Source organism: Dolichospermum circinale AWQC310F, assembly GCF_000426925.1.
In the GTDB taxonomy this organism is placed as follows: Bacteria; Cyanobacteriota; Cyanobacteriia; order Cyanobacteriales; family Nostocaceae; genus Dolichospermum; species Dolichospermum circinale.
Window position 1 is genome coordinate 173,247 of the sequence record NZ_KE384696.1, and the last position, 7,497, is coordinate 180,743.

Consider the following 7,497-nt stretch of genomic DNA (forward strand, 5'->3'; position numbering starts at 1 on the left):
ACTTTCTCAAGAACAGAGATAATTTTTTAAAAAAGTTTACAAGCATTTTCTCTGTTAAATGATATAAATACTACTATCGGAAGTTGGTCAATTATCCTGAAGGAGAATGTCAATGAATCTACCTTTCATCTTAGATGTGGCACTAGGCCTAATTTTTATTTACTTGATTTTAAGTTTACTGGCTTCAGAAATTCAAGAACTAATAACAACAGTGCTGCAATGGCGTGCTGAACACTTGAGAAGATCCGTGGAAATTTTCTTAGCTGGTGACGCTCAAAATTCAGAAAAGCCGGAAGTGATCCAACTAGTTAATAGAATTTATGGCAATCCTTTAATTCAAAGCATTAATCAAGAAGCCAAAGGTTTATTAGCAACTTTACCGCGCCGGGCGACTTGGGTATTTGCTTCATTCTTTAGTCTCTTGAGAAAGTCTAACTCTAGATTTAGAAAAGAAACTGTTTTTGGTGATCAAAAACGTAGTGCGCCTTCCTATATTGGTGGAGACAATTTTGCCAATACTTTTATGGATACCCTACAATTGCCAACTCTGGTAAAAAAGATAACTGAAATCAGACTAGAGAAATTCAAGAAAGAAAATTTAGATGAGATTATACAAGTTTTAATTACGTTGGAAAGTAGCATTAATAATCAAGAATTATCTAGTAATATTGTTACAGATTATAAGCAGTTGGAATTTGATTATAATCGCATTGTTAATGAATTTAAAAACGAAAAATATGATATATACATGAGTATAAATCGCATGAGAGATAGCCTGGACAAATATATATATCGTTTCGAGTCGAATATGGAGAATCATGAAGATATTCTCGATAAACCTTTACAGGAACTAAAATTCCTGAGAAAAGATATTTTTGAAGATCCAGAAAAGGCCATAGTTCTGGGAGGACTAAAACCTAATATCAATGAAATTGTCAAATCTATTAAAAAAGGTAGTGATATTCATGATGAAGTTATAGCCAACCTCCAAGACAAAGATAGTGAAACTTATAAAAAAGTGAAAGAACTAATTGATATTTTGCCAGATTCTGTAGTCAATAGTATTGAAACTATGGCAAAACGAGCGCAAATGAGGGCTAAAACCACGGAAGAAGGTATTACTCTGTTGCGGAAAGAAATTGAAAATAGTTTTGATAGTTCTATGGAAAGAGCCGGTGGTGTTTATAAACGAAATGCAAAAGGAGTAGCAATTTTAATTGGTATAACTTTAGCTATTGCTACTAATACAGATACTTTTCATATTGTTGACCGCTTATCTAAGGATTCTTTATTGCGGGAAATAATTATTAAAAAGGCTGTAGAAGTAAAATCATCTAATGCTTCAGGTATTAAACCAGATCCTAAGGAGCTTTTAAAGGATGTTGAGTTACCAATTGGCTGGACAATTCCTAACTTAACACAGCAAATTTGTGGAGATCATGTTTCTGCGGAAAATGCAATTTTTTGTGTAGAAGTAAAAGATGATCAATCAAATGTTTCTACAAAGCCAATTGATTGGAAAAATATCAGAATTACTAATTTACCTATTTTCAGAGTTTTGATGATGATTGGTGGTTGGTTTATTAGCGGTATTGCTATTGCTATGGGTGCGCCTTTTTGGTTTGATTTATTGAGTAAAGTTATGAATGTGCGGAACGCGGGTAAAAGAGGTAAAGAATCATCTAAAAATCAAGATGGATAATTTAGAAAATAAAAATTATCTGTAAATACCATTCTTGATTTTGGCGGATAATTTGAATTTGTTGGATAAATTCGCGGAAGTAAAATCGTCGTTCTACTTCTGATAAATCCAACCAAAATTGAGGAATGGAAACAGCTTGAGCTACAGAACGCAAATTAACAGGAGGAAGAATTGCTAACTTAGCTTGAAGTTGAGAAATTTCTGTGCGGAGTTTGTAAGCTCTTAATTTTGCAGTTTCTGGATCTAAAATTCCAGTTTCTATGAAAGTGGGTAATTTATCAAGAATTTCTTGTTGATGAGATATACTATCCCCTAAACTATTTTTAATAGCATCTAATTGGGGAAAATTCATTCCCGCTACAGCTAAAGGTAAATCTCGACAAACACTATCAATGGTTTTTTCTAAAACTACTTGGTAAGGAATAGCACGACATTTTGGTTTTTGAGGACAGTTGATTGCGCGTAAATATAAATACTCTTTATCCTGATGACTTTGGGTAACACGAGTTACAATCATCTGTGACTGACACTGATCACAAATGACTAAACCGGCTAAAGAACGGGGCGCACTAGCAGTGCGTGGTGGTAAAAGGCTGTTGCGTCGCAATAGTCTATCAACTTGCGCTGCTTCTGCTCTGGAAATGATAGGTGTGTGAGTATTAGAGATAATTTGACTATTTTGATAGGCCGTATCACCTCGATAAACTGGATTAGTTAACCACCGTCTCCCAGTCGTAACCGATATATTTTTACCGTATTTTTTACCTAAAAACCGAACAGCAGCACGTAAAGAACCATAGAGTAAAAAGTGTTCAAAAAAATCTTTGACGACTGGTGAAGTAGTCCGATCAATAATATATTTACCCTGTCCTCTGCGGTAGCCATAGGGTGATTTTCCGGGAGGTGGTGAAGCTTCTAGGCGATTACGAGCGTGTCCTTGACGAATGCGGCGGCTACGGTGCTGATTTTGAATCTCTTGTAATAATTCCAGTAGTTCAGACCGGATTTGACTAGAATTAGATGTGTATGGTTGTTGTGTCGCAATTACTACAACTCCCATGGTTTCTAGTTGCTTGAGGCGATCGCTTACTTCTGTTAAAGTATCACCTAATTCTTCCAAGCGGCGAACTAGTAGATAATTGACGGTTTCTGTTTGACTTTGATAGTCAGTTAATAAGTCAGTTAATAATTGTTGTAATTGGGTACGCTTTCCCAAATCCTGATAAATTCTATCTACCTCCCAACCCCAGTCACTGTGAGTGGGAAGGACATCTAATAATGGATCAGTATAAATATAAACAATTATTCTCACAATAGTCACGCAATTTTAGATTTTAGATTCCCCACGATTTAGCCTTTGGGAACATTTTACATACACCTCCGGCTGAAAATATGGCTTAAAAGATATTGATACCTAAAAATTTTGGGGATTTTTAGGTGTCAATTCCGGGGTTTTGGGTGAATCTTCTGGTCAGCAAAAAGAAAATTTTTCCTTTTACTTGCTCAACTCCTAATCAACAGCGGTGGAACTCAATTTCATACTTTCCCATAAAACCATGTTTGGTGAGGTTGTGGAGAGAGGTTGATGGAGAGCAATTAGTTGTGTTAAAGTAGCCTTTAACTGTGTACGGGGGACGATATCATCAACAAACCCATGTTTAAGTAAGTCTTCCGCAGTCTGAAAATCTTCAGGGAGTTTTTCCCGCAAAGTTTGTTCAATTACCCGTCTTCCAGCAAAACCAATTGTTGCTTTTGGTTCAGCGATGATAATATCACCTAACATGGCAAAACTGGCGGTAACACCTCCCGTGGTAGGGTTAGTTAAAACGGGAATATATAATAGTTTAGAATCTCGGTGACGTTGTAGGGCGGCGGATATTTTCGCCATTTGCATTAAGGATAGCATTCCTTCCTGCATTCTCGCACCACCAGATGTGCAAATGATGACTACAGGATAACGCCTTTGGGTAGCTTGTTCGATCATGCGGGTGAGTTTTTCCCCGACGACAGAACCCATACTTCCACCCATAAATCGGAAGTCCATGACTCCTAATGCTACTGGAAGGGTATTAATTTGTCCTAACCCAGTTTTAACCGCATCTATCAGTCCCAGTTTTTCCTGGGTTTCTTTTAAACGATCAATATAAGGTTTGCGATCGCGGAATTGTAAGGGATCGGTTGGACATAAATTTTCATCTAATGGTTTCCATGTATTAACATCAATTAATTGACGAATACGCTCATCACTATCAACCCGATGATGATAACCACATTCACTGCAAACCATTTGATTGGCTTTCAAATCTTTTGTATATGACAAAACACCACACTTAGGGCATTTATGCCATAAACCATCAGCAATTTCCCGTTCTTGACGTTCCAAGTTGGTACTTCCTGATTTACGACGATTTGCGAACCAATCCAATAGAGATTTTAAACCGCGTGATTCTTCGTTATTTGCCATTTTTATCTGATCTAATTAGGTATGAGGTCAAAAATGATCAATATATTGTGATTGACATTAAGCGACCTGGAGGTGGAGATTGAGGATTGTAGATTTTGGATTTGAGAAGGTTAGAATTATGACTTTTGTAACTGGTTTGACCTGGATGATTGCTTAGATATTACCAAAATCTAAAATCTTCATGGGGTGATCACAACTACAGTCAGGAAGGATAAAGATTTAGATTGATAAAATCATCAGCATGAGACAAAAAAGATTTAAAAGTTTGATGTTAATATCCGGGTAAAAATAATCTCATATAGTGAGACAAAATAGTGTCACCGCTAAAGACAGTAATTACCGCACCTAAAGCTAGAAATGGTCCAAAAGGTATTTTTCGTCCCATTTGATTACGGGAGAGGATAATTGCTCCACTTCCTATGAATACACCCAAAATGCAGGAAATAAAACTCGCTAGTAGTAAATAACGCCATCCTAACCATGCTCCCATCATAGCAGCTAATTTAGCGTCACCTTGACCCATAACTGTTTTACCAAAAGCCATAGAACCGAGAAGCGCGATCGCCTCAAACAGCCACAAACCCATAGTTGCACCGGCTATTCCTGTCATTAAGTGTTTGGATAATCCTACCATAGTCGGTTCTGATAACCAAGCAACAGCCATCTGAAAGACTATCCCTAAGATTAAACCTGATTTAGTTAGTGAGTTGGGTAAGGTCATTGTATCTAAATCTATGAGAGATAGAGCTAATAACCAACTACAAAAAGCCCAATATCCGATGGTAAAAATTGAAAATTGAAAAACCCAAAATACTATTAAAAATATTATCCCTGTTAATGTCTCTACCAGTGGATAACGACGGGAAATTTTAGTTTGACAATAACGACAGCGTCCTTTTAACCGCAACCAACCGAAAACTGGGACATTATCAGAGGCTTTTAACCTATTCAAGCACTGCGGACAACGGGAGGGAGGCCACAACACGGATAAGCCAGCGGGTAAGCGATAAACCACAACATTAATAAAACTTCCCAGGGATGCTCCCAAAACAAAGACAATGATGTTTACCGGGATATTAATCAAAATGTCCATATTGTTATTTGTCAATTGTCAGTTGTTAGTTAATGACTAAGAACTAAGGACTAATACATATAGGACTCGATTTGATTCAACGGGACAAAACATTCCTGGGGTAACAGAACTGGGTACTCAGTAAAAATAACTTTACCTCGATACGTGACTCGACTGATGGCGACTCCCGTAGCTTTTCCTACTATTTCTGGATGTACTTCACAGTAGGTATAGTAAATTTGACTAGCGGCTTTAATTATATTAGGGTCAATCAAAGAAGGTTGATTTTTTTGTGGAAAATTTGCTTGTTCTTGTTTTAAGGCGTACACAATTGGTTTTTATATAAGTTATAGATTTGCTGCTGTTTAACAAACTTAGTTGATCTGAAATTTTTAACATTATAGATGTTAAAACTTCCAGATTTATACTTTAACGTGATTTTAATTCAAGAATGTTTATAAGTGCTGCGCCCATAGCCCGACAACCGACAAGTTTCATTCCTGGTGACATAATATCCCCTGTGCGATAACCTTGTTCTAAAACTTGTAACACACTATTTTCAATTAAGTCTGCTGCTTCTGGCTGGTTTAAAGCATAACGTAACATCATAGCGGTACTTAAAACCTGTGCTAAAGGGTTAGCTTTGTCAAGTCCTGCAATATCTGGGGCTGAACCGTGAACTGGTTCATAAACACCAGGACCATCAGCGCCCAAACTAGCGGAAGGTAACATTCCTATACTACCAGTTAACATAGCGGCTGCATCTGAGAGAATATCACCAAATAGGTTTCCTGTAACAATAGTATCAAATTGTTTGGGAGCGCGAACTAATTGCATGGCCGCATTATCTACATACAAGTGAGATAATTCAACATCAGTATATTCTGCGGAAAGTTGTGTAATGCGATCGCGCCAAAGTTGAGATACTTCTAATACATTGGCTTTATCCACAGAACAGAGTTTTCCGCCGCGTTTTCGTGCTGTTTCAAAGGCTACGCGCCCAATACGTTCAATTTCTGACTCGCTGTAAACCATAGTATTTACACCGCGTTTTTCTCCGGTTTCCGTTGCAAATATGCCTTTAGGCTTACCGAAATAAATCCCGCCGGTGAGTTCACGCACGACCATGATATCTACACCTTCGACAATTTCCCGTTTGAGACTGGAAGCGTCAATTAACTGGGGGAGAATTTTTGCAGGGCGTAAATTAGCAAATAGCCCTAAACCAGCCCGCAGCCCTAATAAACCAGCTTCTGGGCGTAAATTGGCGCTAAGAGAGTCCCATTTGTAACCACCGATAGCCGCGAGTAAAACGGAATCACTATTCCGACACATATCCAATGTGACAGCGGGTAGGGGTTCACCGGTTTCGTCAATAGCAGCGCCACCAATTAAAGCTGTGGAAAATTCAAAGTTAATATCAAAGGTTTGACTGACGCATTTTAGCACGTCCACCGCGACAGCCATAATTTCTGGACCAATGCCGTCGCCAGGTAGTAGGGTAATGTGATATTTTTGGGTCATGGTTGGGTTTTGCTGGGTGAATGTTTACAAATACAAGTAGGTTGGCGTGAAAAATTGTTGTTATGACAAGGGAACAGGGAACAGAGTTTCGTCTTCTGTTGATTAACCTTCTGAGTTAAAAATACTCTTAAACGAGCGCCCATATCTCAATCACTTTACTAGATATTTTCTCCGTATTTACTTATCTTTACAGATTTTGGTTGTTTCACCCCAACTTACTTGTTAGTAAATCAAAAATAATGTAGGATAAAGGAGAATACTGTCAGTGTGATTTAGTAATTAAATTCTGGCAATTCCATATTCACTCCAATAAATGTAGTAAGCAGATTTTATGGCAATCCCAACTGATGACAATGATATTCTAGTCGGAACTGATGGAAATGATAATATTGATGGCCTTGATGGTAACGATCTCATTCAAGGACTAGCAGGTAATGATAGTCTTTATGGCAATGATGGCAATGATACCTTAGAAGGGGGAGATGGGGACGATTACCTAAATCCTGGAGATGGGGTGAATGCGATCGCTGGTGGCACAGGTAGTGATAAGTTGGATCTAATCTATGATTACAATACAGATGGCATCACCATTAATTATAGCAGCCCCACCAATGGCACAATTAGCGATGGTTCAACCATCAAGGAAGTCGAAAGAATTGACCTGAAAACAGGTTCAGGTAATGATAACATTGATATTTCTGCCACCGACAATACTCGCTCTTCAGATCCCTATTA

7 protein-coding genes are annotated in these 7,497 nt (G+C 37.9%); 2 read left to right on the forward strand and 5 right to left on the reverse strand.

The features are described from left to right. Positions 1–112: 112 nt before the first annotated feature. A complete protein-coding gene (locus tag ACIR310F_RS0116175) occupies positions 113–1,702 on the forward strand; it encodes a hypothetical protein (protein ID WP_028084725.1) in 1,590 nt (529 codons plus the stop codon). Position 1,703: 1 nt separating this feature from the next. On the opposite strand, the gene ACIR310F_RS0116180 is transcribed toward ACIR310F_RS0116175, so the two are convergent. The 5 genes from ACIR310F_RS0116180 to leuB all read right to left on the reverse strand — a co-directional run bounded on the left by ACIR310F_RS0116180 (position 1,704) and on the right by leuB (position 6,762). Beyond that, positions 1,704–3,014 (reverse strand): recombinase family protein, encoded by a 1,311-nt coding sequence (locus ACIR310F_RS0116180; RefSeq protein ID WP_028084726.1) that lies wholly within the window; start codon positions 3,012–3,014, stop codon positions 1,704–1,706. 198 nt (positions 3,015–3,212) lie between these two features. Continuing rightward, positions 3,213–4,166, reverse strand: coding sequence for an acetyl-CoA carboxylase, carboxyltransferase subunit beta (accD, locus tag ACIR310F_RS0116185; RefSeq protein ID WP_028084727.1), 954 nt, complete (start codon positions 4,164–4,166; stop codon positions 3,213–3,215). 271 nt (positions 4,167–4,437) lie between these two features. Next, positions 4,438–5,259, reverse strand: a complete 822-nt coding sequence (locus ACIR310F_RS0116190) for a prepilin peptidase (protein WP_028084728.1) — start codon at positions 5,257–5,259, stop codon at positions 4,438–4,440. A gap of 50 nt (positions 5,260–5,309) precedes the next feature. Then, complete coding sequence (locus tag ACIR310F_RS0116195; protein ID WP_028084729.1) at positions 5,310–5,567, reverse strand: hypothetical protein; 258 nt, start codon at positions 5,565–5,567, stop codon at positions 5,310–5,312. A 100-nt stretch (positions 5,568–5,667) separates the two neighbouring features. Further along, positions 5,668–6,762, reverse strand: coding sequence for a 3-isopropylmalate dehydrogenase (gene leuB / locus ACIR310F_RS0116200; protein WP_028084730.1), 1,095 nt, complete (start codon positions 6,760–6,762; stop codon positions 5,668–5,670). Between the two features lie 331 nt (positions 6,763–7,093). On the opposite strand from leuB, the gene ACIR310F_RS0116205 reads away from it, so the two are divergent. After that, positions 7,094–7,497: calcium-binding protein (locus ACIR310F_RS0116205; RefSeq protein ID WP_028084731.1), on the forward strand; the 404-nt coding region annotated here is incomplete at its 3' end.